We start from the raw sequence: 26811 nt of genomic DNA, 5'->3' as shown, positions 1-26811 counted from the left end.
CTAGTCCGCCGGCTTGATGACGTATCCGGCGCCGCGCACAGTGTGGATCATGGGCGGATGTACGGCATCCACTTTCTTTCGCAGATATGAGATGTAGAGTTCCACGATGTTGGCCTGGCCGCCGAAGTCGTAGTTCCAGACGCGGTCAAGGATCTGGGCCTTGCTGATGACGCGTTTGGGGTTCTCCATGAGGTACCGGAGCAGTTCGAACTGGGTGGCCGTGAGCTGGAGGTCATCGCCTGCACGGGTCACCTCGCGGGTGTCGATGTTGAGGACAAGATCGCCCACCACAAGTTCGGCTGTGTCCATCGCGGCAACGCCGGACCGTTGGACCAGGCGGTGCAGCCGCAGCAGGACCTCCTCCATGCTGAACGGCTTGGTCACGTAGTCGTCCCCGCCGGCCGCGAGGCCCAGGATCCTGTCCTGGACGGCGTCCTTGGCGGTCAGGAAAAGGGCAGGCACCTCCGGGGCGAAGGCGCGGATCCTGCCCAGCAGCTCAACGCCGTCGAAGCCCGGCAGCATCACGTCCAGCACCAGGACGTCCGGGCGGAACTCCTTGGCGAGCTTCACGGCCCCGGGGCCATCGGCGGCAACGGCAACAGACCAGCCGGCCATGCGCAGCCCCATGCTCATCAGTTCGGAGAGGCTGGGTTCGTCGTCAACCACCAGGGCACGGATGGGGGAGCCGTCCGGGTGGGTCAGCTGCGGGAGGTTGTTGGTCATGGAGTGCGAAGTGGCCATGGGACAACTCTCCGATCATTCGGTTAGCCCGCGCTATGGGGTTCCTGTGCGCACGCTGTGAATCCCAGCCTAGCGAGCTGAGTGATCAGGGACGGGTGCAGATAATGCGCGGGACGGAGCCGTTTCCGCTGGACAGGCGGCAATAGGCAGCCAGCAATGTCGGCAAGCCATGCTGCGGTGAATTTTAACGGCTTAACGCAGGGGCTGGACGAAGATTATTCGCAACGGGAGGCTATTTACGCACCCTTGACGGACATCAATCGCCATTTTGTCGTCTTATCAGAATGGTGACCCATGACACAAATCCGTATTTTGTCTCACTATGCGGAACAACGCACCCATTGTTACTTGCAAGTTCGCATTGTTACGTTGCACACTTTGAATTGTGAACAAGAACTCAACAGCACCTGCAGCCGCAGAATATTGGCCCAGCACATCCGCTGCTGCCGACATGCGCTGTTGTCGAATGCACGCCTGACCTTCTAACCCCACGAAGTTCCTAGGCATTCGCCCCCAAGCCCAGCGCCCCCCAGCCCAGCGTAGGGCGCCCTCCCCAGATCTCATTGCGGGGAAATTCAGCATTCGAGCCGCGATGACGGCCATTCACATTGAGGTAAGCATTCATGTCAGTTGCATCCGGATACGTCCACATCTCCGTCCGTAACGCAGGCAAGGCAGGCCAGGCCTCCGGCCTCCGCCAAGGCTTCGGCGCCCGGCCGGCATTCGTCCCGGCAGCCCCCGGCGCGAGCTTTCCTGCCCCCGGCTACGCACCGCAAGGCTACAATCCCAATTCCTACGGCCAACTCCGCGCTGTCCAGCCTGCCGAAGCCGCGCCGCTGACCGCGCCCACCCCGGTTATCGCTGGTCCAAACGCCGTGCGGCCCGTCGCCAACGACACCGTTGCCCGTGGATTTGTCCTCTACATGGGCATCGATGAGGAAACCGCAGCGGCTGCGGGAACCTCCATTGCCAAGCTTGCCCAGGAAATCCGCACTTACGCACAGACACTCGTGACCGGCGCCGAAAGCTATGCGGCCGTTGCCGTGGCCCCGGCCGGCACCCCCGGTTCCGCGCTCGACGTCGTCCGGTCCACCTTTGGTGACCCCACCGTGAATGCACAGAAGCGCACCGAGACTGCCCGGCTTCAGCAGCCCCAGGACCCGCGTCCGTCCGGTGTCCTGATCGACCTTGCCCGCCGAGAAGTCCACCTTGATGGCGAGTCCCTGAACCTGACCTTCAAGGAATTCGAACTCCTGAACTACCTGGTGGAAAACGGCACCCGCACGGTTGGCCGCGATGAGCTGCTCGAGGGCCTGTGGCGCAACGCCGAGGAAGTCCCCAACGAGCGCACCATCGACGTCCACATCCGCCGGCTCCGCTCCAAGCTGGGCCGCCTCGCCAACACCGTCCGCACCGTCCGCGGCCAGGGCTACCGCTTCTACGAGCACCCCGAAGTGATTGTCTGGGCCGCTCCGGAATACTCGATCTAGTCCTTACTTCAGTACCGCGCAAAGGCGGCACGACCCCTCTGTGCCTGTCGTTCGAGGGCGGCGCCGTGGGTCCTGCGGGTCTAGGCTTGGGGGATGAGCGACCACCACATCAAACGCCTGGTGATCATGCGGCATGCCAAGGCCGACTGGCCCGGCGGCGTGGCGGATCATGAGCGGCCGCTGGAGGAACGGGGCCACCGCGAGGCGCCCCTGGCCGGCAAGTGGCTGGTCAAGCACGGTATCCTCCCGGACTTTATCCTGTGTTCCAGCGCGCTTCGCACCCGCCAGACCTGCACCTGGGTGTGCTCCGAGCTGGGGGATAAGGCCCCGACGCCGAAACTTGAGGACGGCCTCTACGCCGCCTCCGCGCTGCGGATGCTCGCCGTGGTCAACCATGTGCCTGACACCGTGACCACGCTGATGCTCATCTCGCATATGCCTGGCGTCCAGGACCTCGCCATGCACCTGGCCGCACGCGACTCAAACCACGACGCCTACATGGACGCCGCCACACGCTACCCCACGAGCGCCCTCACGGTGCTGGAAACGGAAAAGTCCTGGGCCGAACTGGACGGGCAGGACGCCCGGCTGACCAAGTTCAAGGTCCCGCGAGGCCACTGATCGCAGGGGCCCCGGCAACAACACCGCTCGTCGCGGCGACCTCGCGCAGCAGTCCGGCGACGTGCTGGATGCCCGGGCTGGCCGCCATGGTCCGGCGGTACACGATGCCCACCTGCCTGACCTGCATGGGGTTGACCAGGGGCAGGCCGACGACGTCCGCAGGCAGCGCGGGCCGGCCGAGGCGGGGGACCAGCGCAACCACGGCCCCCTGCTCCACCAGGGCGATGTGGGTTGCAAAGTCAGGATCGTAGACCCGGATGTCCGGTACCCGGCCCCGATCAGCGAAGATCCGCAGCAGGGCCTCGTTGCAGATGGCGCCGTGCGGTGTGCTGATCCACCGCTCGTCCACGAGGTCGGCCGGTTCCACCTGGCTGCGTCCGGCCAGCGCATGGTCGCGATGCACCAGGACGTCCGCGACATCCTCGCACAGCCAGTCGAGCGCCATGTGCTCCGGTATCACCAGCGGGACGGAGTTCCAGTTGTGGACCACAGCCAGGTCCGCCTCGCCGTTGGCCACCCGCGCTACCGCTTCCCGCGGGTCCTCCGCCAGCACGCTGATGTCCAGGTCTGCTCCGGATGAAGCCAGCCGTCCCAGCAACGGCCCCACCAGGCCCCGGCAGGCGGTGGAGAAGGAAACAACCTTGAGGTGCCCTGTGGGTTTGGTCGGATCCGCCAAGAGGGTGGATTCCAGTTCTTCGAGCTCCGACAGGATGCGCCGGCCGTAGGCTGCCAGGGTGAGCCCGCGTTCGGTCAGCAGCACGCCGCGGCCGCGGCGCTCCAGGACGGGGAACCCTGTCTGCTTCTCCAGCTTCTTGATCTGCTGGGAGACGGCCGAAGGACTGAAGCCCATCACCTCCGACGCCGCTATGACCGAACCGTGGTGTTCAATCGCAGCCAATGCCCGGAGCGAACCGATATCAATCATGAAGCAAACGTACACGGTTTGACGCAAAATTCAACGCTGGTGCTTCATCGACCCTTCTGCGAGAGTGGGACCGTGAACCTCCGCCACTCCCTCCTTGCCGCCCTGGTCGCCGTCCTCTGGGGCCTGAACTTCGTGGCCATCGACTTAGGGCTTCATGCGAACGGAGGTGAGGTTCCCCCGCTGCTGTTTGTGGCCTTGCGGTTCCTCCTCGTGGTCTTCCCCTGGATTTTCTTCATCAGGAAGCCGGACGTCAGCTGGAAGGCGATCATCGGCGTCGGCGTCTTTATGAGCGCGGGCCAGTTCGGCCTCCTATACCTGGCCATGGCGCTGGGCATGCCGGCAGGGCTAGCCTCCCTGGTCCTCCAGGCGCAGGTGCTGCTCACGGTACTCCTGGCTGCCGGGTTACTGCGCGAGCGGCCCAGCCGGAGCCAACTGGCCGGCGTCGTTCTTGGCGTTGCGGGCCTGGCCGTGGTGGCCGTCGGCCGCAGTGCCGTTGCCCCGTTGCTGCCGCTCATCATCGTCCTGGGAGCCGCGCTGTCCTGGGCTGCCGGGAACGTCATTGCGCGGCAGGCCAAGGCCGCCTCCGGGCTGGGGCTGGTGGTCTGGTCCGGCGCAGTAGTGCCCCTGCCGCTCGCCGGACTGTCGCTGCTGGTGGACGGCCCGGAGGCGGTGTTCAGCACCCTGGCAGACCTCCAGCCGGCCACGATCCTGAGTGCCCTGTACACGGCCATTTTCGCATCGCTGGTGGGGTACGGAATCTGGAACCGGCTCCTGGCCAGCTACCCGTCGTCGGCCGTGGTGCCTTTCACCCTGCTGGTTCCCGTGGTGGGCATGAGCGCTGCCTGGCTGGCGCTGGGGGAGGTCCCGACGCCGGCTGAACTGGCTGGCGGGCTGCTCCTCCTGGGAGGAGTGGCGACGGCGGTAGTCGCTGGCCGAGGCCGGCGCGGTCTGCGGCTGGGTCAGCGGCGGGGTGCCGGTTTGGCGCCCGTCTTGGTGCCCGGTTTGGGTGTCGGCTTGCGGACCGGGGAAGCGGACGACGACGGCCGCTTGGCTGCCGTGTCAGGCATCCGGGCGGGTGGGCGGAGCCCTGACGCGCGCTGAGCTGTGGCCGCACCCCGTGGTGCCGCGCCACGGGTGGCCGCGGTCCGTGTGGCGGCGCCCCCGGCTGCCGGGCGCCGCCCAGCAGGCCGGCCTGCGCCGGACGCGGGCCGCCGCTCGGCCGGTGGGGGCTTCCGTTTCGCAGTTCCCGGACGCCTTCCCGCGGGCCAGGCAGTGCCAAGGAAGAGGACCACTAGGGTGGCAACTGCTGAGGCCGCACCCCAGTAGAAATAGTTGTCCGGATCCCCGGTGGGGAGCGGTGTGCCGAAGAACGATGATTGCTCGGCGAAGGCCAGTTCCCAGGTGCTGACGAAGGCCAGGGAGAAGGCAATGGTGAAGCTGGAACCCGCAGCGGTGGCCACCAACACAAAGCGGCGCCCGCGGGCCAGGACCTCCGCTATGGCCGCCACGTAGGCCAGCGCAACCAGGCCCAGGAACGTGACCATCACGGCTTCTTCCAGGGTGATGGCGGTGAGCACCAGCATGCCCAAGGCGGCGACAGCCGCGATCACTGCGAATTTCCCGCTGTTACCCATGTGGCGCATGTGTTCAATCATCCTGCTACTTCACGACATAGCCGCGCATGATTGCCATGATTGCTGCAACGCTTTGGTCACGGGTGCGTTCGGGGTTGTACGTCTGCCGGTCCAGCCCCACCACAAAGCAGGCGCCAAAGATCGCCGTTTCCAGGCTGCCCCGCGAAATCGTTTCGTCCACAGGGTAGACGGCAGCCACGTTCTCTATGGCCGCGCCGATCACCGCCAGGAGCTCAGCCCGGAGCACCGCGAACGTGTCCCGCCATTCGCTGGGAGTCCGCCAGTTTTCGCTCACCCACAAACGGGCGAAGGACGGGTAATCGGCCATAAAATCCATGGCCTGCCCGATCATTGCCTCCATGGACGCCAGCGGATCGGAGCCGGGCTGCCCGGCCTCGCTGATCAGGCGTGCCTTCAGGATGTCCACGCCGTGCCGCAGCAGCTGCGCGATCAGGTCCGACTTGCTGCCGAAGTTGTAGTAGACGGTGCCCTTGGAGACACCCGCCGCCGCGGCGATCTCGTCCACTGTGACGCCAGCTGCGCCACGCTGGCCAATGAGCTCCATGGATGCGTCGAAGAGCTTCTGCCGGGTGGCGTTGGTCCGGGCCGGGCGGAGTTTCTTCTCGGCCGGCCCATGCATGGCGGGATCGGGCCCGGCGGCAACATGGTCAACAGGATCGTGCACGCCGGGATCAGACACGGCAGAATCAGGCCCGCCAGCTCCGGGCACCGGCTGGCTCATACCGCGATCTCCGGTTTGAGCGTTTTGAGCGTCCAGTACTTGTGCTTCCGGACCGCAAAGGTGGACATCGCAGCGCCCAACAACGTGTAGCCGAGCAGCCCCAGGACAGTGGGCACGATCCCGGACAGCTCCGCGCCGTAGATGAGGTGCCGCATGCCCGTGACCACGTAGCCCATGGGCAGGATTTCGTGGACCACGTGAAGCGGCTCCGGGGTGGTCTGCCAGGGGAACGTGCCGCCCGAGGAGACCAGTTGCAGCACCAGCAGGATCAGCACCACCAGCTTGCCGGGCGACCCCAGCAGCGCCACGATCCCTTGGATGATGGCGCTGAAGGCCATGGCCGCGGCCAGCATAAACAGCCACATCAGCACCGGATGAGCGGGGTTGAGGCCCAGCGCCAGATTCACCACGAGGGTCAGCAGGCTCGCCTGCACCACCGAAACGGCCAGGAACGGAAGCCATCCGCCGACGGCGATTTTCCAGGCCGGGGCGTTCGACGCCAGGGCCCGTTGGGTGATGGGCCGCATCGCCTGGACCAGCATAAAGATGCCGATCCACAAGGCGAGCGTCAGGAAGAACGGTGCCAGCCCGGCACCGTAGGAGTCCGCCTTCGCCTGCGAGACGTTGCTGACCGCAACGGGATCAGCAATCACCTCTGAGAGGCTGCTCTTCTGCGAATCGTCCGGGTTGGGCACCTGCCCGGCTCCCTTGGCAATTTCGTCGGCCAACGTCCGTGAGCCGTCAGCTGCGGTGGCGGCCCCCGCCTCAAGCTGTCCCGCGCCGGCGTCGAGCGTTTGCGCTCCTTGGACGAGGCGCCCGGTGCCGTCCAGCGCGGATTGCTCGCCGGTGGCCAGTGTGGCCGCCCCGGTGTGGAGCCGGTCCGCGCCACCGGAGGCCTGAACGATGGCGTCCTTCAGGGCCGGGGTGGCTGTTGCCAGCTGTGCCGCGCCGACGCTCACGGCCTCGGAACCGTCCGCGATCTGCTGGATCTGAGTGGCGTCGGCCTGGATCCGCGTTTTCGCTGCGGCCACGGGGCTGGAGGCTGCCACCGTATCGAAGTCGGCCAGGATTTTGTCTGCCTGCTGCTGGGTGATCGCTTCGGATGCGACAAGGCGGGCATTCGATTCGATCACGCGCGTCCGGAGACCCTGGTCCGCGGCGTCGAGCTGCGTGACGACGTCCTGGACCTTGGTGTTCAGCTGCGCATTCCCCGCGGCCACCTGTGCCGCGCCGTTGGCGAGGGTCCGGGTGTCGGTGGGCAGCACGGCGGTCTTCTCTTTCAGGACGGAGAGCCCGCTGCTGAGCTGCCCGGCGCCGTCGGTCAGCTGATTGGCGCCGTCACGCAATTTCAGCTGCCCGTTGTAGAGCTCGCCGGCTCCAGCGCTGAGTTCGCTGGTGCCCTTATGCAGGGTGCCCGTCCCGTCGCGGAGGGTTGCCACGCCGTCCGCCAGCCGCCCGGCGCCGTCTGCGGCCTTGAGCATCTGGGCGTGGATGGTGCCGAAGCCCGTGAGCAGCTGGTTCGCCGTCTCTTCGCCCACTTCCTTGGCCACGGTTGTGTGCACCGCGGTGGTCAGTTTGTCCACGATGGTGCTCAGCAGATAGTTGTTGGCATCGTTGGTGGTGACGTTCAGCATTGCCTGGCTGGCTGAATCGAAGCTGCCAGGTGAGACCAGGTTCGTTGAGAACTCCGCCGGGATCTTCAGCGCAAACGCGTACGTGCCGCTGCTGACCCCTGCATCGGCCTCAGCCGCCGTGGGGACCGCCTGCCAGTTGAAGACGTTGCCCTCCACGAGGCCGTCAGCCACCTTCCTGCCCGCCTGGAGCTCGGTGCCGTCGCTGGACGTGGCGCCGGTGTCTTCAACCACCAGGGCGGCCTCGATCTGGTTCAGGTTCCCGTAGGGGTTCCAGTTGGCGTACAGGTACACGGCCCCGTACAGGAGCGGCACCATGATCAGGGCCAGGACGGTCAGCTTTGGCAGCAGCCCGCCGGTCATCCGCTTGAGTTCGGAACGGGCCAGCCGCAGCACGGTCACTTGGCATCCTCGGTTTCACGTAAGAGGGACTCGGTTTCTTCGTCTGTGAGAGCCGGCGCATCGGGTACTTCGTCGGCGTCGGGGAAAGTGTTGCCGATCACCACGGCCGGCCCCGTCCACCCAGCCGGGAGGGCAGTAACGGTGACGACGACGGCGAGCGGCCGGCCGGCGTCGTACGCCAGCTCCTCAAGCCGCGGGAGCCAGTCCGCGGAGTGCGCACCGTGCCTGTCGGGGGAGTCCACCACCAGGAGGTCGGTGTGCGGGTTGGCGAGCGCCAAGGCTGTCAGCAGTTCAATGCGCCGGTCCGGGGCCAGCTGCTCAGTCCACAAGTCCGCGATGTCCTCGAAACTGTTGACTTTGAGCCAAGGCTTGCTGAGCAGGGCGCCCCGGTAGCGGCGGGGGATCAGGGCGAGGTCCTCGGTGACAAGGTCCCGGACGCTGAGGTGCTGCTCGGGCTCATTCACATTGGGGGAATCCACCAGTGCGCTCGCGAGCCTGAGGGATTTGGTGCGTTCGGTGGCGTCCCACGAGATCCGGCCGCCAGTAGGTTTCATGCGCCCGCTGATGGTCAGGGCAAGGGCTGTCCGCTGGTCCTGACGTTCGGCGGTGACGAGGAGGAGCCCACCCCGGCCGACCCGCAGAGAGGTGGGCGGGAGCAAATCGTCGCGCCGGCCTTTCACATGGAGCTGCTGTACGGAGAGCAAGAATAGCCTTTCGACGGGGTATGTCCGCCCCAAGCCTAACTGAACTGACTGGTCAGTTCAAATAGTGTAGGCCCTTGTGGGCGCGCGGGTGGAGCCGGCCAGCGCGAGCGGGAACTTGCGGCCCCGACTACAGGCCGTACTTTTCCAGGAGCCGCAGCCACACCTCGCTGACGGTGGGAAACGACGGCACCGCATGCCACAGCCGCTCCAGCGGGACCTCGCCCACCACGGCGATGGTGGCGGCGTGCAGCAGCTCACCCACGTCCGGGCCGGCGAAAGTGGCTCCCAGCAGGACTCGGCGGTCCTCGTCCACCACCAGTTGCGCCCAGCCTTCGTAGTGTTCGGAATGCAGGGACGAACCCGACACCTCGATGGGCAGTTCCACGGACGCTACGTTGTAGCCGTCCCGCTTCGCCTGTTCCACGGTGCGCCCCACAGCCGCCAGCTCGGGGTCGGTGAACACCACGCTGGGGACGGCATGCTGGTTGGCGGTCTGGGCGTACCGGCTCCAGGGCCCTGGGGTGCCGCGGAGCTCGCCCTTGGCGCGGGCCGCGATGGCGTCGCCGGTAGCGCGGGCCTCGTACTTACCCTGGTGGGTGAAAAAGTTGCTGCCGGCGGCGTCGCCAACGGCGTAGAGCCAGGGATACTCTCCATCCGAGCCCTCATCGTCCTGAACGTTCTGGGTGCCCGGCGCATCCGGGATGCCCTGGACTAGGCCAGTGGAGTCGGTGGTGAGTTTCAGCGGCTGTCCGTCCCGGGCCTCGAAGCCCAAACTTTCCAGGCCGAGGCCTTCGAGGGCGGGATGCCGGCCGGTTGAAACGAGGACCTTGTCGGCCGTGACAGTGGTTCGCCCGTCCGGCGTCCCGTCCTGAACCGTGAGGGTGAACGTGCCGTCGTCGTTTTCCCGGACACTTTCGGTGGACGTGTTGAGGCGGACCGCAACGCCGTCCGCCCGCAGCCCCGCGACCACAAGCCTGCTGGCCTCCGCGGGAAACGTGCCCAGCAGTCCGCTCCTGGCTACCAGTGTCACGTCCGAGCCCAGGCGTGCGAACGCCTGCGCCAGCTCTGTGCCCGCCACGCCGCCGCCGATCACAGCCAGCCGCTCCGGTACCTGCTTGGCCGAGGTGGCTTCGCGGGTGCCCCAGACCTGCAGGTCCGCCAGTCCGTCGATGGGAGGTGTAGTTGGCCTTGAGCCGGTGGCGAGGACGACGGCGTGACGGGCCTTGAGCTCGTAAGTGTTGCCGTCCAGCCCGGCTACTTCAACGGTGCGTGGTGCGGTGATCCAGCCGTGGCCGCGGATCAGCTCAATCCCGGCATCTTCCAGCCACTTCACCTGGCTGTCGTCCTGCCAGTTTGCGGTGAAGTAGTCCCTGCGCTTAAGGACTGCCGCTGCATCCAGTGTCAGGGTGATGGCTTCCACCGCGCCCGGTACGGACTGTGCGCCGTGCAGGGCCGTGCCTGGTCGAAGCAGGGCTTTGGATGGCATGCAGGCCCAGTATGAGCATTCGCCGCCCACCAGTTCGGCTTCAATGAGGACGGCCGTCAGGCCGCCCTGGACCACCCGGTCGGCGACGTTTTCCCCCACGGCACCGGCGCCGATCACAATGACATCGAATTCACGTTGCAGCGTTGCAGGCGTCATTCGTCCAGCCTACGCCCGCCTCCCTTGAGGCGGGGAGTGCCGCCGTCGTCAATCCTGTGACGCAGAACTGCGTAACATTTGACCACGCGTGGCGGGCTCACCCGCGCGAATCCAGGGGCGGTGCAGGGGTTTGCGACCAGAAGTGACGCATTTCCGTCGGCCTGCCCCGGCAGTTCCCGAAGCTGAAGACGGGTGCCGCCCGGGGCGTAACTTAAATGACAAAAGGCCCGTATCGGCGAACCGATACGGGCCTTGCTCTGTGCGCCCAGAGGGATTCGAACCCCCGGCCTTCTGTTCCGTAGACAGACGCTCTATCCAGCTGAGCTATGGGCGCATCTTGTGTTTCGCGGAGTTTCTTGCTCCCCGAACCTCGAATTACTTTACGCGAGGGAGGGCCGGAGTTCCAAATCGAGAAGCCTGTAATCTAGCCAACTAGACCGGTCTAGGTGACCTTCGTCACTTAATTCCACCGATTTGTCCGCTTTTTCCTTGAATTTGCGCGGTTTTCGGTTCAAACGCCCACCAACGTGCACGGCTGGTCCAGTTTGGGTCCCTTGGCGGCCAATAGCATTTAGTCCACACCGATGAACCCGAGGAAGGGAACCGCAATGGGCGATCTCGCAAGACTGCCGCTGCTTGAGAAGGCACCCACCACACATGCTGGCCTGCTGGCATGGGTCGAAGAGGTTGCTGAACTTACTCAGCCGGACCGCATTCACTGGGTTGACGGTACCGAAGAGGAAAACACGCGTCTCACTGACGAACTCGTCGCAGCAGGGACGCTGACGCGCCTGAACCAGGAGCTCTTCCCTAACTCTTTCGCTGCATTCTCTGATCCCGCGGACGTAGCCCGTGTGGAAGAGCAGACCTTCATCTGCTCCGAGAAGGAGCACGACGCCGGCTTCACAAATAACTGGATGGCCCCGGTCGAAATGAAGCAGAAGCTGCGCGGACTGTTCGGCGGCTCCATGCGCGGCCGCACCATGTACGTGATCCCGTTCGTCATGGGCCATCTGGATGCCGAAGATCCCAAGTTCGGCGTCGAGATCACCGACAGCGCCTACGTTGTTGCCTCGATGCGTATCATGGCCCGCATCGGCACCGACGTCCTGAACCGGATCACCGAGACCAATGCCTTCTTCGTGCCGGCCCTGCACTCCCTGGGTGCGCCGCTCGAAGCCGGCCAGGCCGACGTGCCGTGGCCGTGCAACCCGGACAAGTGGATCGTGCACTTCCCCGAGGAGCGCTCCATCTGGTCCTTTGGTTCCGGCTACGGCGGCAACGCGCTGCTGGGCAAGAAATGCTACGCCCTCCGCATCGCCTCCGTGATGGCCCGCGACGAAGGCTGGCTGGCCGAGCATATGCTCATCCTGAAGCTGACGTCGCCGGAGCAGAAGACGTACTACGTCTCGGCTGCCTTCCCGTCCGCCTGCGGCAAGACCAACCTCGCGCTGCTCGATCCCACCATCGAGGGCTGGAAGGTGGAAACCCTTGGCGACGACATCACCTGGATGCGGTTCGGCAAGGAAGGTGAACTCCGCGCCGTTAACCCCGAGGCCGGCCTCTTCGGCGTTGCCCCGGGCACTGGCTGGGGCACCAACCCCAACGCGATGCGCGCCATCGCCAAAGGCAACAGCATCTTCACCAACGTCGCACTGACCGACGACGGCGGCGTGTGGTGGGAGGGCATGACTGAGGAAGTGCCTGCTTACCTGACCGACTGGCAGGGCAATTCCTGGACCTCGGACTCCGATAAGCCGGCCGCCCACCCGAACTCGCGCTTCTGCACGCCGATCGACCAGATCGACATGCTGGCCGAGGAGTACAACAACCCGGACGGAGTGGAGCTTTCCGCGATCCTGTTCGGCGGCCGCCGCAAGACCACCATCCCCCTGGTGACCGAGGCCCGCAGCTGGTCAAACGGCATCTTCATGGGCTCCACGCTGTCCTCGGAGACCACTGCCGCTGCAGCCGGAGCAGTAGGCGTTGTGCGCCGCGACCCCATGGCCATGCTGCCCTTCATTGGCTATGACGCCGGCGATTACCTGAACCACTGGGTCAATCTGTCCGCCAAGGGCAACCCGGAACGCCTGCCCAAGATCTTCCTGGTCAACTGGTTCCGCCGCACGGCCGAGGGTGGCTTCGCCTGGCCTGGCTTCGGCGATAACGCCCGCGTCCTCAAGTGGGCCATCGAGCGCCTGGAAGGCAAGGCAGACGCCGTCGAGACGCCCATCGGCTTTGTCCCCACGGGCGAATCCATCGATCTTAAGGGCCTGGACATGACGCCCGCACAGGTCGAAGAGGCTGTCCGCGTCGACCCGGCAGAGTGGGCCACCGAGCTCGCATCCATCGAGGAGTGGTACGCCAACTTCGGCGGTTCCCTCCCCGAGGCGCTGCAGTCCGAGCTTGCCGGCCTGAAGTCCCGCCTGGGCTGAGTCCCCCGCTAATCACGACGGCGGCCCCGCACCTTTGCAATAAAGGTGCGGGGCCGCCGTCGTTCCCCACCGGCCCCCTGGCCCCGCATGCTCGGCCAGGGAACCCTGCCGGCGTGGGCCCATCCATGTATCGGATCAGCTGGCGAGCCAGATGTCAGGTCCGAAGACCTCGTAGTGGATTTTCGTGGCCGGGATGCCGGCGTTGATGGCCTCGTTGCGGATGTGCTTCATGAACGGCAGTGGCCCGCAGAGGTACAGTGACGCATTGGCGGGCAGGTCCACTTCACGCAGGGACATAAAGCCTTTGTTGGCCCCGTCGCGTGGCTCTTCCAGCCACAGCTGTAGGTCAGCGCTGTCCAGGCGTTCGACGTCGTCCGTCATCTGACCGCGCAACGCCCAGCTGTCCAGCGTGCTTTCCGCGTGCAGCACCAGCACCTGCCGGTCGGAGCCCGACTCGGCGAGGGACCGGAGGATCGATGCCGTCGGCGTGCAGCCGATGCCGGCCGATGCCAGGACCACCGGGCCGTCGCCGCCCTTCAGCGTGATCTCGCCGTAGGGATTAGAAATTTCCAGGACGTCGCCAACCTCGACGGCGTTGTGCAGCACAGGGGAGACCTCGCCGCCGTCGTCGAGCTTGGTGGTGAAGCTGCGGCTCGTACCTGCATCGCCCGAAAGTGAGTACTGCCGGACCTGGCGCAGGCCGTCGGGGAGCTGGACCTTGACGCTGACGTACTGGCCGGCCAGGGCGGGCGTGACCGGGGTGTCGTCTGCAGGTTCCAGCGTAAAGGTCATGGAACCGATACCGGCATGGTTCTTTGAGGCAACCTTCCATGGCGTCCACATCTTGCCGTTGGCCTGTGCTGCGTAAAGGCCCTTTTCGATCTTGATCAGGGCGTCGGCCATCAGCCAGTACACCTCGGTCCAAGCTTCGGCGATTTCCGGGGTAATGACTTCGGCCAAATCCTCCGCGATGGCCGCGAAGAGGTGCTCGTAGACCACCTGGTACTGGGGCTCAGTGATGCCGAGTGACGCGTGCCGGTGGGCGATGCGGGACAGCACGGTTTCGGGGAGGGTGCCCGGGTTGTTGACCAGGTGCGTGGCGAAAGCGGCGATGCTTCCGGCCAGCGCCTGCTGCTGGTCGCCCGAGCGCTGGTTGGAGCGGCTGAACAGGCCATCCAACAGTTCCGGGTGGGCGGCGAACAGCCGTGCATAGAACTTGGGAGTGATGGCGCCGATCCGGGAACCGACGAGCGGCAGTGTGGCCTCAATGACGGGGCGGGATTTGTCCGAGAGCATGTGTACTCCTGCGATAGGGGCCGGGCTTTCACCCGGTCAACGTGAATACTTACATTTAAAATGCGCATATTCGTAACTCAAGTTCTACACCTCGTAGAAGTTGGAATCAAATTGGCGGTGAGGTGGGCGCGGCGCGGGGCTACAGGCCGGGGCGCAGGCCGATCATCTGGAAGACGGGTGCCATCTGCCGCGAGCCGGGAAGTTCGGCCACAACAACTCCATCAAGTTCCCGGTAAAACGCTTCGCGGGCGCGGGCCAGCGCGGCGCGAAGCGTGCATTCGTGGATCAGCGGGCAGTCGCCGCCCGGCGCGACGCAATCGGCCGCATCCGTCCGGGTGTCAAGGTCCCGCAGGACCTGGCCCACCGTTGCCCGGCGGCCAGCGGGGCTGAGCCGGGATCCGCCCGACCTGCCGCGCTCAACGTCGATCAGGCCCAGTGTCCGCAGTTTGGCCATCGCCTTGCTGACGTGGTTGTACGGAGTGCCCACGGCATCGGCGATGTTCTGTGTAGTCAGGAGGGTGGCCCCGGGCGCGGCGGCCAGGACCATCAGCGCCCGGAGGCTGACGTCTGCGAAGGCGTTGATTTTCATGGCAACCGGGGCGCGGTCTAGTCCACCCAGACGGTGGGTTCGCTGGTGTCAGCGGCGAGCTGGCCAAACTCCCATTCGTGCGTCCCGGTGTTGGCGGCGTAGGGGAGGACCGCGGCGAAGACGGATCCATCGCGGTGTTCGGCAGCCACATGGATGGCATCTGTTTCTTCCTCGATCAAGAGGATGTCGCAGACAATAGCGGCTGCGCGGAAATCAGCCCGGTTCTGCCGGAGCAGCTCGGTGAGGTCGCTGATCATCGTGTCCGCGTCGAAGTCCGCGTCGGAGCCGCCCTGGGCATCAGCCGGTGTAACGGCCACGAGGCGGACTTCGCCGTCGTTCTCCACCACCAGTGCGAACGGCAGGAAGCCGCCGTTTCGCTCGAGCTGTTCCTGGGCTGCGCCGACGCCTGTGCCCAGTAGGTTTTCCAGGTCCGTGGCCGAGGCCTCCGGAACGGAATCCCGCCAGGAAGCCACCGCAGCCGGGCCGTCGGTTTCTGTGGCTTCGTAGGCCACTTCCGGGTTAGCGCCTGACATTGGAGAGCACGCGGTCGCGGACGCGTTCCATCGTGGACCGGTCCGTTGCTTCCACGTTCAGGCGGAGGAAGGGTTCCGTGTTGGACGGGCGCAGGTTGAACCAGAAGCTGCCGTCATTTGCCGTGAACGTGCTGCCGTCCATGGTGTCCACGGTGATGTCCTCGGCGGCGAAGTCGGTGTGGACACGCTTCACGGCGCCGGCCTTGTCCTGGATCTCCGAGTTGATCTCGCCGGAGGAGACATAGGGTTCGTACTCGCGGCCGAGCTCGGACAACGGTCCGTCCTGCTCGCCGAGGGCAGCGAGCACGTGCATGGCTGCGAGCATCCCGGTGTCTGCGTTCCAGAAGTCGCGGAAGTAGAAGTGGGCTGAGTGCTCGCCGCCGAACACGGCACCTTCCTCGGCCATGACTGCCTTGATGAAGGAGTGGCCCACGCGCGTGCGGACGGCGCGGCCGCCGTCGTGCTCTACCAGTTCCGGCACTGCACGGGAGGTGAGCAGATTGTGGATGACCGTGGGCGTCGCCTCGCCCTGCGCCTGGGCGCGGGCGATTTCGCGGCGTGCCACCATACCGGTGACGGCCGACGGCGACACAGGCTCGCCCTTTTCGTCGATGACGAAGCAGCGGTCGGCGTCGCCGTCGAATGCCAGGCCGAGATCGGCGCCGTGCTCAATGACGGCCGCCTGCAGGTCGCGGAGGTTTTCCGGCTCGAGGGGATTTGCCGGGTGGTTCGGGAAGGAACCATCCAGCTCGAAGTACAGGGGGATGATCTCGAACGGCAGCTTGGGCAGGAGGGCGTTGCCCAGCACCGCCGGTGTGGTGAGGCCGGCCATGCCGTTGCCTGCGTCGACAACTACCTTGAGCGGGCGGGATCCGGAGAGGTCCACCAGCTGGCGGAGGTACTCGGAGTAGTCCTTCAGGACGTCGTGGACGCCGATCAGGCCGCGGGCGGGGGCCGCCGGGATGGAGCCTTCGTTGAGGTACTGCTCGGCGAGTGCCTGGATCTCTTTGAGGCCTGATTCGGAGGAGATGGGCTGCGCGCCTGCCTTCGACATCTTGATGCCGTTGTATTCGGCAGGGTTGTGGCTGGCGGTGAACGTGGCGCCGGCGGCGTTGAGGGAACCGCAGGCGAAGTAGAGCTCATCGGTGGAGATCAGGTCAAGGAGCTTGACGTCGGCTCCGCGGGTGGCCGCACCGTCGGCGAAAGCCTTGGCGAACTCGGGAGAGGAGGGACGCATATCGCCGCCCACCAGGATCGTCTGTCCTTCCAGTTCCAGGACATCAACGAACGCGGCGCCCACGGCTTCGACGATTTCAGCGGTGATGGATTCGCCCACGATGCCCCGGACGTCGTAGGCCTTGAAGGATGCCGAGAGGTCAAAAGTCTTTGTCTGTTCGCTAGTCACGGGTCTTATCTTACGTGGACCCGCGGACCTTCCCGGTTGTCCACATACGGAGGTCCCGGCTTTATGGGTGTCGGTGCGGGCTGGGATACTGAATCAATGGTCGATACCCAGAACGCCGCCCTTCTTTCCGCTTCCCCTGACTCACCGTCCGCCACAAAAAGCCAGGCTTTGGAGGTTCTCCGCGAACTTGTGGGGCATCCGGAGGCGGATTTCCACGACGGACAGTTTGAGGCGATTGAAGCGCTGGTAGACGGCGGCCGGCGTGCTTTGGTGGTCCAGCGTACCGGTTGGGGAAAATCGGCGGTGTACTTTGTGGCGTCCCTGCTGCTCCGGCGCCGCGGGGCCGGCCCTACCCTGATCGTTTCGCCGTTGCTAGCCCTGATGCGGGACCAGGTAGCTGCCGCTGCCCGCGCCGGAGTGCGTGCTGTGGCCATCAACTCGGCGAACCAGCTGGAATGGGACACCGTCCGGGAACAGCTCGCCGCCGATGAAGTCGACGTGTTGCTGGTGTCGCCGGAACGGCTCACCAACCCGTCCTTCCGCGAAAACCAGCTGCCGGAGCTCATTCGGCGGACGGGCCTGCTGGTGATTGACGAGGCACACTGTATTTCGGACTGGGGCCACGATTTTCGGCCGGACTACCGCCGGATCGCTGACCTGATCACCCAGCTGCCGGAGTCCGTTCCTGTCCTGGCCACCACTGCCACGGCGAACTCGCGCGTGGTCCACGACATCGAGGAACAGCTTGGCGCGGGGGTCCTCACCATCCGCGGAACCCTGGGCCGTGATTCCCTGCGGCTGGGCGTCCTCACCCTCCCGAATTCGCGCGAACGGCTGGGCTGGCTCCTGACGCACCTGGCCGACCTGCCCGGCAGCGGCATCATCTACACGCTGACAGTTTCCGCCGCGGAGGACACAGCCCGGCTTCTCGCCGAAGCCGGGCACACCGTGCAGGCCTACACCGGCAGGACCGATCCCGCTGACCGGGAGCGCGCAGAGCAGATGCTCAAGGACAACCAGGTCAAGGCGCTGGTGGCCACCTCGGCGCTCGGCATGGGCTTCGACAAACCGGACCTTGGCTTCGTGGTCCACCTCGGGGCACCGTCTTCCCCCGTGGCGTATTACCAGCAGGTGGGCCGAGCGGGCCGTGGCGCGGCGAACGCAGATGTCCTGTTGCTGCCCGGTTCTGAGGACCGGGATATCTGGCAGTACTTCGCCACCGCTTCCATGCCTTCGGAGGAAAAAGCCACAGCGGTGCTGACGGCGTTGGCTGAGGCCGGAACTGCCGTGTCAACGGTTGCGTTGGAGGCCCGTGTTGATCTCCGCCGCACTCCGCTGGAGCTTCTGCTGAAGGTCCTGGCCGTGGACGGCGCCGTGGAACGGGTCGGTGGCGGGTGGCGTTCAACAGGCCAGCCCTGGATCTACGACGCCGAGCGTTACCGTCGGATCGCCGAGGCCAGGGTGGATGAGCAGGACTCCATGGTGATCTACCAGGACACCGCCGGCTGCCGGATGGAATACATCACCTCGGTCCTCGATGATGAGACCGCGCACCCCTGCGGGAAGTGCGATAACTGCGCAGGCCGCTGGTTCCGGGCTGACATAGCCGCGGATGCCACGGCAGCGGCGGGCCAGACACTCACCCGCGCCGGCGGCGTCCTGGAGGCACGGCTGCAGTGGCCCAGCGGCATGGACCGCCTGGGCGTTCCGGTTAAGGGCAAGATCAAGCCGGACGAAGGGCTGGCGGACGGCCGCGTGCTGGCCAGGCTGACTGATCTCGGCTGGGGCGGCGCACTGCGGGAACTTTTCGCGGCCGGCGCCGCGGACCGGCCGGTGGATCCCGCCATGCTGCAGGCCTGTGTCCAGGTCCTGCGGGAATGGGCTACCGGTGACGGCCGGAACCCGGGCTGGAGCGGTGCAGGACGGCCGGCCGCGATCGTCAGCATGCCTTCCCGCAGCAAGCCCGAACTGGTCCGGTCCCTTGCCCAGGGAATTTCTGAAATCGGCCGGATCCCTTACCTTGGCGAGCTGGCCCTGGGCCACGGCGGACCCACGGGAAGCCGCGGCGGCAACAGTGCGTACCGGCTCGCGGGCGTCTGGGACCGTGTGGTGGTTGGGCCGGAGCTGGACGTGGCCATGGCATCACTTCGGGGCCAGGGCGTGATGCTGATAGACGATCTCGTGGACAGCCGGTGGACCGTTACCGTTGCTGGACGTGCCCTGCGCCAGGCGGGGGCGGGGGCTGTTCTTCCGCTGGTGCTTGCCCAGGCCGGCTGACCTCGGCGCCAGCCTGCCGGTGCAGTGACAGGCTGTCCGCCGTACTCAAGAGCATCAGGACGGCCATGGTGAGGAAGGCCCCGCGGAAGGGGCCGGCGTGATCGGCGGGGAAGGCCCCCGCGCCGTCGAAAATCCGGATCAGCAGAGCGCCAACAGCGATGCCGGCCCCTGCAGCGAGCTGCACCAGGGTCGCCGACACGGCATTGGCCGACGTCAGCTGGGCGGGCGCGATGTCCGCGTACTGCACTGACGCGTAGGCGGAGAAGCCGATGGAGCGGAAAGCCCCGCTGCAGACCAGCAAGGCGAAAGTCAGGGCCTGCGGCGTGTCCGGAGTGAGCAGGGCGCACAGTGCGAAGGTCACCGCCGAGGCCAGGGAGCCGAAGACCAGCATGGCCCGGAAACCGAAACGTCGGATCAGCGGCGTGGTGGCCGGCTTGATGCCTATGTTGCCGATGAACACGGCCGCCACCATGATTCCTGCGTGCAGGGGCGACCAGCCGAAGCCGGTCTGGAACATAAGCGGCAGGAGGAACGGCACCGAGCTGATGGTCAAGCGGTAGACAAACCCGCCGGTAGCCATGGCCCGGAATGTGCGCGTCGAAAAAACGCTGAGGTCGAACAGAGGATTTTTGGCCTGCCTCATCCACAGTACGGCCGCCGTGAGGGCACACCCGCCTGCAGCGGCGCTCAATGCAGCCCATGGACCGTCGGGGTGTACGGTGGCCAGTTCCAGGCCCACCACCAGGGCGCCCACGCCGGTTGTGGTGAGGAGCAGGCCCAGCCAGTCCAGCCGGCGGGTGCTGTCCCCTGCGCCGGTTGGAACCAGCCTCAGTGCGGCGATGAAGGCAGCCGCGCCCAGCGGAAGATTGATGAGGAAGATCCAGTGCCACGACAGGTAGGTGGTCAAGGCGCCGCCCACCAGCGGCGCCAGTACGGGAGCCAGCAACGCGGGCCACACCAGGAAGGCCGTGGCGCGCAGGAGTTCGGACTTGGGTGTGCCGCGTAGTACCAGCAGGGTGCCAACAGGAACCATCATGGCCCCGCCGGCGCCCTGCAGGATCCGGCTCAGCGTTAGCACGGTCAGGTCGGGGCTGACGGCGCAGGCCAACGAGGCGAGCGTAAAGAGGGCAATTGCGACGCAGAATACTTTGCGCGCCCCCACGCGTTCAGCAAGCCAGCCGCTGAGCGGAATTCCCATGGCCACGGTCATGAGGTAGGCCGTCATGGTGATGTTTACGTCCGCGGCCGGAACGCCAAAGTCGCTGGCGATGTTGGGGATGGCGGTGGTCAGGATGGTGCCGTCCAGGAACTCCATAAAGAACGTGGCAGCCACCAGTAGCGCCAGGCGGGGATTCCACGACTGGCTTGTGCTGGTTTCCATCCCTGGGGCGTTGCTTGCTGCCATTCCACTATCCTGCCACCGCCGCCCCGGGTGGAGCCTCTGGCGTCCGCACCCCGGACCGTCAGCCCTGCCCGCGGACCACGCCCGGCTCCCGCCCGCGATCACGCCCGGCTCCTGCCCCGGGAACGCAAAAGGCCCCGGTCCAGGACCGGGGCCAAACGCGGAGACGGGGGGATTTGAACCCCCGGTGGAGTTGTGCCCCACACTTCATTAGCAGTGAAGCCCATTCGGCCGCTCTGGCACGTCTCCAATGGCTATTACTAGCCCACCAAGGATACGCAGAACGGGGCACGCAGTGCAAAACGGCCGCCGAACGCCTGTCCCCGGCCCGGCCCACAACCTCCGGGGCGCCGCCTGCCGGCGGAAAGACCTGCGGAAGACCTGCGCCGGGAGCGGGTTAGCGGGAGCGGATCATCCTGATTTCGTGAAGGTCTTCCCAATCTGCCACGCGGTTCTCGGCCCCGTCAGGAGCGAATCCCAGCCGTTCGTAGAATCCGATGGCCTTGCCATTTCCCGCGGCCACCCAGAGGCTGGCGGGCCCTGCGCCGAGTGCAGCCTCAAGCAGCCTGCGTCCCAGACCGAGGCTCTGATGGGACTTAAGCAGATACAGCCCCCACAGCTCCAGGCTCCCTGAGGTGGGCAAATCCTGATCGGTGTCCCCTCGCGGCACTGTGCGGGTTGCGGAGAACCCCACCACTGAACCGTCCACGCACGCCACCCAGGCGGCCGGCTCGGGGGCAAACAACAGCTGACACCACATCGGCAGCCGGTCGGCCGGTTTCAGGGCAGCCAGGAAGGCGTCTGACATCAAGCCAGGGTAGGTCTGCTGCCAGCACTGGGTGTGGACTTCGGCCAGTTGGACGGCATCAGCCGGTCTGGCCCGCCGGACGTCCACGCAGGCCACTACGCTCATCCGCCTGCCAGCGTCCGCCACAGGAAGTGCTGGCTGCGGGCCTGCAGAGCGGCGGCCTGCCGGTTGTCCGACGCCCCGGCGTGGCCGCCTTCCAGCGCCTCGTGGAACCAGACATTCGGGATGCCCATCGCCTGCATCCGGGCAGCCATCTTGCGGGCCTGGACCGGTCCCACCCTGTCATCCGACGTGGCTGTCCAGATGAATGTTTCGGGGTACTCCACACCGTCCCTGAGCAGGTGGTACGGCGAGAAGGCCTTGATGTACTCCCATTCCGCCGCCACGTCCGGGTCGCCGTATTCGGCGATCCAGGAGTGCCCGGCGGAGAGCCTCGTGTAGCGCCTCATGTCCAGCAGCGGAACGCCGCAGGAGACGGCTCCGAAAAGGTCCGGGTAAGTCGTGAGCATGTTGCCCACCAGCAGCCCGCCGTTGGACCCGCCCACGCAGCCTAGCCGCTCCCGGGAGGTAACGCCACGGTGGACGAGGTGCTGCGCCACGGCGGCAAAATCCTCGAAGGCGCGGTGCCGGTTTTCCTTGAGCGCGGCCCGGTGCCATGAGGGCCCGTATTCGCCACCGCCGCGGATGTTGGCCACCACGTAGACGCCGCCGCGGGAGTGCGCTGCCTCGCCGGGCACGCCAGAAGTGGCGGTCCGGCGTTCCAGCCAAGCACGGCCAACTGTTCCGCTGTACGCAGGGGTCCGGGAGACTTCAAAGCCGCCGTAGCCGGAGAGCTGTGTGGGGTTCTGCCCGTCCAGGACCAGGTCCCGCGAAGCCACCTGGAAGTAGGGGACCCGGGTGCCGTCCGCGGACACGGCGAAGTGCTGCTGCACCTCGTATTGGTGGTCGTCAAAGAACGACGGCGACGCCTTCACTTCCGCATGATGGCTCACCACACCAGTGCTCACCACACCAGTGCTCACCTCATCAGTGCTCACCTCATCAGTGCTGCCGGAACCAGCGCGCTCCAGCGTTCCGCGCATCAGTGTGCTGGGGGTGGTGAAGCCGGTGGCGACCAGCCAGAAGTCGTCGCCGGCACCGCCGTCGGCCGGTCCTTCGTCTTCGTCATCCACCGCGTAGGCGTTGACGTCGTGCAGCGGCGGGCAGGCGTCCAGCAATGAGGAAGCCCAGGCGCCCCCGTTGGTTGTGCCCCCGTTGGTCGCGCCGCCGTTGGTCGCGCCGCCGTCGGACGCTGCGCCCGGCGCGGAGGGATCCAGCACCCGGATTTCGGACGAGACGTCCCGCAGCAGGTTCAGCAGCAGGAAATTCCGGGTCCAGCTCCACGACTGCAGCGACGTGTGCGCATCCGGGGCAAAAAGCACCAAGAGCTCCCGTGAGCCGGCAAGGTAGCCCTCGAACTTCGCGGCCAACAAGGAACCGGCGGGGTGCGTCGTGCCGTCCAGGGACCAGTCCTGCTGCGGCCGGAACAGGAGCCACTCGCGGTGCGCGCTGAGGTTAACGTCTGTCGGCGCGTCAATCTCCAGCCAGGCGTCGTCCCAGCGGATAAACGTGCTGCGGTTGTAGAAATCGATGTAGTCCACGGCGAACGTGCGCTCGAAACCGGGAGTGGAATCATGCGCCACCACGGCCATCATGTGGCAGTCCGGCACCTCAAAAAGCCGGGCAGCCGCGGAGAGGGTTTCGCCTCGCCGCAGGGTGACGGCGGTCCGGGCGTAGGAGGAGGCGGTCCGCGGCAGGTTTCCGGCCGTGGAGGCGACCAGCAGTGTGTCCGCGTCCAGCCACGAGACGTTCCCCTTCGCCGTCGGCAGGTCAAAACCGCCGCTGGCCGGGTCAACGAACGTGCGGGTCAGGACGTCGAACTCGCGGTAGCGGTTGGCGTCGCCGCCGTCGGGGGAGAGTGCCAGCAGGGCCAGTCGGTATGGTTCGCCGGCGGCAGGGCGCAGGAACGTGGCACCGTGGAACACCCACTCTTCACCCTCCGCGTGGGCAAGGGCATCCACATCCAGCAGGACATCCCAGTCGGGGGAGTCCGTCAGGTAGCTTTCCCAGGTGGTGCGGCGCCACAGCCCCTTCGGGTTCGCCTGGTCCTTCCAGAAGTTGTAGTACCACTCGCCGCGTTTGCCCACCATGGCGATCCGGTCCATGGAGTCCAGCACCTCCAGGATGCTTCCTTCCAGGCCTGCGTAATCGGCGTCCTCCAGGAGGTCCTCGGTGCGTGCGTTCTGTTCCCGGACCCAGGCAAGCGGTGCCTCGCCGTAGATTTCCTCCAGCCAGACGTTCTCATCGGTGGGTTCGGGGGCGGGCGATGAACCGGGCGCTTGATCAGCTGCAGTGGTGGTCATGCGCCCCATCCAAACAACAATTTCGCGCCGTAGGCAAGTCAAGTGCCTGAGGCGCATGCCGATACTCTGGATGCCGTGGGTAAATCGAAGAGCATCCGGACAGCCATCATCGGCGCCGGACCCCGGGGAACCAGTGTCCTGGAGCGCCTGCTCGCACACGCGGCGGCACACTCCGCCGCCCATGCCGGCTCCGCAGCCCTCCATATCGACGTCATCGACCCTTATCCGGCAGGTCCGGGGCATGTCTGGCAGCCCGGCCAGTCCCGGCTCTACCTCATGAACACCCAGTCCTTCTATCCCACGGTTATCCCGGAGGACCCCCGGCTGGCTCCGCCCGTCGCGGGCACCACGTTCGACCGCTGGCGAGCCCGCCAGCAGCGTGAGCCGATGCCTGCCCTGACGCTGGACGAGCGGTCCGAACTGGCTGCGTTGGGATCGCGGGACTTCCCCAGCCGGGCACTGTACGGCCGCTACCTGCGCTGCACGCTGGACGAGTTGACGGCAAAACTGCCCGACGGCGTCACCGTCAGTTTCCACGAAACGACGGCCGTATCGGTGCGCCCGTCGCGCGACGGAACAGCCCGGACGCCGGGGGACGGCACCGCAGATGACGACACCCCGGGGGAGGCAATCCCATATACCGGAACGTTCGACGTCGGACTCGGCGACGGAGGTTCGCTCACGGTCGATTCCGTGGTGCTGGCCTTGGGGCACCTTGCGTCCCGGCTGAACCCTGAGCAGCGCGAACTCCAGGCATCGGCCGCACAGCTGGGCCTGAGCTACTTTCCGCCTGCCGTCCCGGCGGACGTCGACTGGGCCGCGGTTCCGGCCGGCGAACCGGTTCTGGTCCGGGGTATGGGGCTGAACTTCTTCGACGTGATGGGCCAGCTCACGGAGGGCCGCGGCGGAAAGTTCATCGACGCCGGAACCCGGCTTGACTATCAGCCTTCCGGCCACGAGCCCCGGATCATTGCCGGCTCCCGCCGCGGCACCCCGTACCGGGCCAAGGCGGCGCTGGGCGGCTACTACCCGGCGTCGGTCACCCTGCGGTACCTGACCGAGGCCGCGCTGGAGCGGTTCGCGGCCACCGGGATCCGCCCGGGTTTCGACCACGATCTCTGGCCCCTTCTGCAGCGTGACACACTCTGGGCCTACTACTCCACCCTGGTGCGCTCGCAGCCGGCGGCTGTCCCCGACGCATCCGCGTTCCTGGCCGCGCTGGATGAGGCGTTGCGCCCGCATGCCCACAGCGCCGTCAACTGGGAGGCCGCGGTGGAGAGCGTCCTGGCCGTGCACGTCGGGCCGCGGCACCGGCTGGACCTGCCGGGACTCGCTTCTCCCCTGGCGGGCAGGTCCTTCGGATCGCGCGCTGAACTGGATGCCGCCGTCGTCGAGTACCTGCTCGATGACGCCCGCCGCTCCGCCCTCGGCGAGGAGGACCCGGTGAAGATGGCCATCGGCGCCCTGCATCACGGGCGCGCGGTGCTGAAAACGGCAGTGGCCGACGGCGGCATCACCGATGAGTCCTGGGTGGCCGGCCTGCGTGGCTGGTTTGAGTCGTTTGTGGAGGGCCTGGCCAGCGGGCCGCCCGCGCTGCGCGCTGAACAGCTGGCCGCCCTGGTGCGCGCCGGCGTGGTCAGCTTTGTGGGGCCAGATCCCCGGTTCAGTGTGGACCGACGGACTGGCCGCTTTGCCGCCGTCTCACCCTGGGTGAGCGGTCCGCCGGTGGCGGCGAAGACCATGGTGGAGGCCCTCGCGCCGGCCAACCGCGTGTCCGCGAACGATTCACCGCTGCTGGAACAGCTCCTAGCGGACGGGATGGTGCGGCCCCGGCTGATGATGACGGCGGAAGGCGCGCCGGTGCAGGCCACCGGGCTCGACGTTGCGCCGCACCCGTACCGGCCGCTGGCGGCCAACGGCTCGGTCACGGAAGGCTTGTTTGTGCTGGGCCTGCAGTTATCGGCCACCCAGTGGGGCACGGCCATTGCCGCGGAAGCGCTCCAGCCTGGCGGCCCCACGTACGCCAGCGGGCAGCGGACCCTTCGCGACGCCGACGAAATCGCGCAGGCGATCCTCGGGCGCTGAAGCCTGCCGCTATTTCTTCAACGGAATTCATTTATGCGATGATCTTGAACATCGCTCCGGTGGGGTCGGCCAGCGAGGCGAGGCGGCCGAACGGAGAATCCTCCGGCCCGTCAATGACGGTGGCTCCGAGCGAAACAGCCTTCTCAACCGAAGCGTCCGCATCTTCGACGTTGAAGTAGACCTGCCAATTGGACGGAACGTCAGCGGGCAGGTACCCGGAGGCGTCCAGGATGCCCGCCCTGGCGGAGTCCCCGGCGCCCAGGGTGGTGTACCGGAAATCCGGTGTATCGCTCATACGTCAGTGTCCCAGCCGAACACGTCCTGGTAGAACTTCACGGCGGCGTCGTAGTCTTTGGTGTGGAGCTCGTGCCATGCGGCTGCGCCGGGCTCGGCGACGAGCTCATACCCCTTCATTTCGCGCGGCTGCCACACGCCGACGGCCGCGCCGGTGGCATCACCGAAGATGGCCATGTGGCCCTGTTCCGGAACATCCATGGGCGGCATGTAGACCTGGCCGCCATTGGCCGCGACGGCGGACGCGGTGGCCTCGGCGTCGTCCGAGCGGAGATAGGTGGACCAGACGTCAGGCATGCCGGCCTGGTCCGCATCCTTCTGCATCAGCCCGGCTACGGTCTTGCCGTTCTTCCGCGCGGTCGTGTAACCGCCGTACTTCTCCGCGTCTCCGGTCTCGTATTCCCAGCCGAAGAGTTCGCCGTAGAACTGGCGGGCTGCGGCGATGTCTGATGTCATGAGGTCGATCCAGCAGGGAGCGCCGGGGGAGATCTCGGGTGAAGGCATGGTGGGGCTCTTTCTGTCGATGGGTAGCGGCAGGAACGACCCTATGTCCGGGCCCCGACAGTTTCAATGGGTCCGCCATTCCGGCCCAGGGGCCGGTTAAACGAAGAACCCCCGGCCCGCCATCATGTGGCGTGCCGGGGTTCCATTCGCGGAAGGTAAGAGATTCGAACTCTTGGTACGGGGTTACCGCACACTAGTTTTCAAGACTAGCTCCTTCGGCCGCTCGGACAACCTTCCCTAACGAGTAGT

General features: G+C 66.3%; 19 protein-coding genes, 3 tRNA genes and 1 pseudogene. 6 read left to right on the top strand and 17 right to left on the bottom strand.

Annotation, left to right across the window (positions count from 1 at the left end; all coding sequences use genetic code 11):
• Nucleotides 1-741: a response regulator transcription factor gene (locus tag DAD99_RS05395; RefSeq protein WP_193340668.1), complete on the bottom strand. Its 741-nt coding sequence runs from the start codon at nt 739-741 to the stop codon at nt 1-3.
• A 623-nt stretch (nt 742-1364) separates the two neighbouring features.
• On the opposite strand from DAD99_RS05395, the gene DAD99_RS05390 reads away from it, so the two are divergent.
• The gene (locus DAD99_RS05390) at nt 1365-2231 is read left to right on the top strand and encodes a winged helix-turn-helix domain-containing protein (protein WP_193340667.1); all 867 of its coding nucleotides are present in this window, start codon (nt 1365-1367) and stop codon (nt 2229-2231) included.
• A 93-nt stretch (nt 2232-2324) separates the two neighbouring features.
• Nucleotides 2325-2852 carry a histidine phosphatase family protein gene (locus DAD99_RS05385; protein WP_185262553.1) on the top strand — a complete coding sequence of 176 codons (528 nt, stop codon included), beginning with the start codon at nt 2325-2327 and terminating at the stop codon, nt 2850-2852.
• Here DAD99_RS05385 and DAD99_RS05380 read toward each other — a convergent pair.
• Nucleotides 2830-3777, bottom strand: coding sequence for a LysR family transcriptional regulator (locus tag DAD99_RS05380; RefSeq protein ID WP_193340666.1), 948 nt, complete (start codon nt 3775-3777; stop codon nt 2830-2832). The two genes, DAD99_RS05385 and DAD99_RS05380, sit on opposite strands and share 23 nt — an antisense overlap.
• Before the next feature lie 72 nt (nt 3778-3849).
• On the opposite strand from DAD99_RS05380, the gene DAD99_RS05375 reads away from it, so the two are divergent.
• Nucleotides 3850-4878, top strand: a complete 1029-nt coding sequence (locus DAD99_RS05375; protein WP_193340665.1) for an EamA family transporter — start codon at nt 3850-3852, stop codon at nt 4876-4878.
• Between the two features lie 558 nt (nt 4879-5436).
• On the opposite strand, the gene DAD99_RS05370 is transcribed toward DAD99_RS05375, so the two are convergent.
• From DAD99_RS05370 to DAD99_RS05350, 5 genes are all read right to left on the bottom strand, one after another.
• On the bottom strand, nt 5437-6051 hold the full coding sequence (locus DAD99_RS05370) for a TetR/AcrR family transcriptional regulator (protein ID WP_193340724.1): 615 nt from the start codon (nt 6049-6051) through the stop codon (nt 5437-5439).
• Between the two features lie 98 nt (nt 6052-6149).
• Nucleotides 6150-8186: a YhgE/Pip domain-containing protein gene (locus tag DAD99_RS05365; RefSeq protein ID WP_193340664.1), complete on the bottom strand. Its 2037-nt coding sequence runs from the start codon at nt 8184-8186 to the stop codon at nt 6150-6152.
• A complete protein-coding gene (locus tag DAD99_RS05360) occupies nt 8183-8890 on the bottom strand; it encodes an ABC transporter ATP-binding protein (RefSeq protein WP_227007695.1) in 708 nt (235 codons plus the stop codon). Before DAD99_RS05360 ends, DAD99_RS05365 begins: the two co-directional genes overlap by 4 nt.
• A 127-nt stretch (nt 8891-9017) precedes the next feature.
• Entirely contained in the window at nt 9018-10532 is a 1515-nt protein-coding gene (locus DAD99_RS05355; protein ID WP_193340663.1) for an NAD(P)/FAD-dependent oxidoreductase, read from the bottom strand.
• Nucleotides 10533-10792: 260 nt separating this feature from the next.
• Nucleotides 10793-10866: transfer RNA gene (locus DAD99_RS05350), tRNA-Arg, on the bottom strand.
• A 274-nt stretch (nt 10867-11140) separates the two neighbouring features.
• Here DAD99_RS05350 and DAD99_RS05345 point away from each other — a divergent pair.
• Nucleotides 11141-12967, top strand: coding sequence for a phosphoenolpyruvate carboxykinase (GTP) (locus tag DAD99_RS05345; RefSeq protein WP_193340662.1), 1827 nt, complete (start codon nt 11141-11143; stop codon nt 12965-12967).
• A gap of 135 nt (nt 12968-13102) precedes the next feature.
• On the opposite strand, the gene DAD99_RS05340 is transcribed toward DAD99_RS05345, so the two are convergent.
• The 4 genes from DAD99_RS05340 to DAD99_RS05325 all read right to left on the bottom strand — a co-directional run bounded on the left by DAD99_RS05340 (nt 13103) and on the right by DAD99_RS05325 (nt 16790).
• Complete coding sequence (locus tag DAD99_RS05340) at nt 13103-14263, bottom strand: globin domain-containing protein (protein WP_193340661.1); 1161 nt, start codon at nt 14261-14263, stop codon at nt 13103-13105.
• A 139-nt stretch (nt 14264-14402) separates the two neighbouring features.
• Nucleotides 14403-14852 carry an Rrf2 family transcriptional regulator gene (locus DAD99_RS05335; RefSeq protein ID WP_185262562.1) on the bottom strand — a complete coding sequence of 150 codons (450 nt, stop codon included), beginning with the start codon at nt 14850-14852 and terminating at the stop codon, nt 14403-14405.
• A 17-nt stretch (nt 14853-14869) separates the two neighbouring features.
• Nucleotides 14870-15385 carry a hypothetical protein gene (locus DAD99_RS05330; RefSeq protein WP_227007694.1) on the bottom strand — a complete coding sequence of 172 codons (516 nt, stop codon included), beginning with the start codon at nt 15383-15385 and terminating at the stop codon, nt 14870-14872.
• On the bottom strand, nt 15372-16790 hold the full coding sequence (locus DAD99_RS05325) for a phosphomannomutase/phosphoglucomutase (RefSeq protein ID WP_193340660.1): 1419 nt from the start codon (nt 16788-16790) through the stop codon (nt 15372-15374). Before DAD99_RS05325 ends, DAD99_RS05330 begins: the two co-directional genes overlap by 14 nt.
• A gap of 96 nt (nt 16791-16886) precedes the next feature.
• Between DAD99_RS05325 and DAD99_RS05320 the strand changes: the two genes are divergently transcribed.
• Complete coding sequence (locus tag DAD99_RS05320; protein ID WP_193340659.1) at nt 16887-19067, top strand: RecQ family ATP-dependent DNA helicase; 2181 nt, start codon at nt 16887-16889, stop codon at nt 19065-19067.
• Here DAD99_RS05320 and DAD99_RS05315 read toward each other — a convergent pair.
• The 4 genes from DAD99_RS05315 to DAD99_RS05300 form a co-directional block, all read right to left on the bottom strand.
• Entirely contained in the window at nt 18991-20472 is a 1482-nt protein-coding gene (locus DAD99_RS05315) for an MFS transporter (protein ID WP_193340658.1), read from the bottom strand. The two genes, DAD99_RS05320 and DAD99_RS05315, sit on opposite strands and share 77 nt — an antisense overlap.
• 158 nt (nt 20473-20630) lie before the next feature.
• Nucleotides 20631-20718 (bottom strand) — tRNA-Ser (locus DAD99_RS05310).
• A 148-nt stretch (nt 20719-20866) separates the two neighbouring features.
• Nucleotides 20867-21277, bottom strand: coding sequence for a GNAT family N-acetyltransferase (locus DAD99_RS05305; RefSeq protein ID WP_227007693.1), 411 nt, complete (start codon nt 21275-21277; stop codon nt 20867-20869).
• A gap of 101 nt (nt 21278-21378) precedes the next feature.
• Nucleotides 21379-23679, bottom strand: coding sequence for a prolyl oligopeptidase family protein (locus DAD99_RS05300; RefSeq protein ID WP_193340656.1), 2301 nt, complete (start codon nt 23677-23679; stop codon nt 21379-21381).
• A 75-nt stretch (nt 23680-23754) separates the two neighbouring features.
• On the opposite strand from DAD99_RS05300, the gene DAD99_RS05295 reads away from it, so the two are divergent.
• Nucleotides 23755-25764 carry an FAD/NAD(P)-binding domain-containing protein gene (locus tag DAD99_RS05295; RefSeq protein ID WP_193340722.1) on the top strand — a complete coding sequence of 670 codons (2010 nt, stop codon included), beginning with the start codon at nt 23755-23757 and terminating at the stop codon, nt 25762-25764.
• 31 nt (nt 25765-25795) lie between these two features.
• Here the strand turns inward: DAD99_RS05295 and DAD99_RS05290 are convergent.
• Nucleotides 25796-26562, bottom strand: a pseudogene (locus DAD99_RS05290) (VOC family protein).
• Nucleotides 26563-26711: 149 nt separating this feature from the next.
• Nucleotides 26712-26799, bottom strand: a tRNA-Ser gene (locus DAD99_RS05285).
• Between the last annotated feature and the right edge of the window lie 12 nt (nt 26800-26811).

Source organism: Pseudarthrobacter sp. AB1 (assembly GCF_014926485.1).
GTDB lineage: Bacteria > Actinomycetota > Actinomycetes > Actinomycetales > Micrococcaceae > Arthrobacter.
The sequence above is the reverse complement of the archived record's forward strand: the minus strand, read 5'-3'. Positions and strand labels throughout refer to the sequence as shown.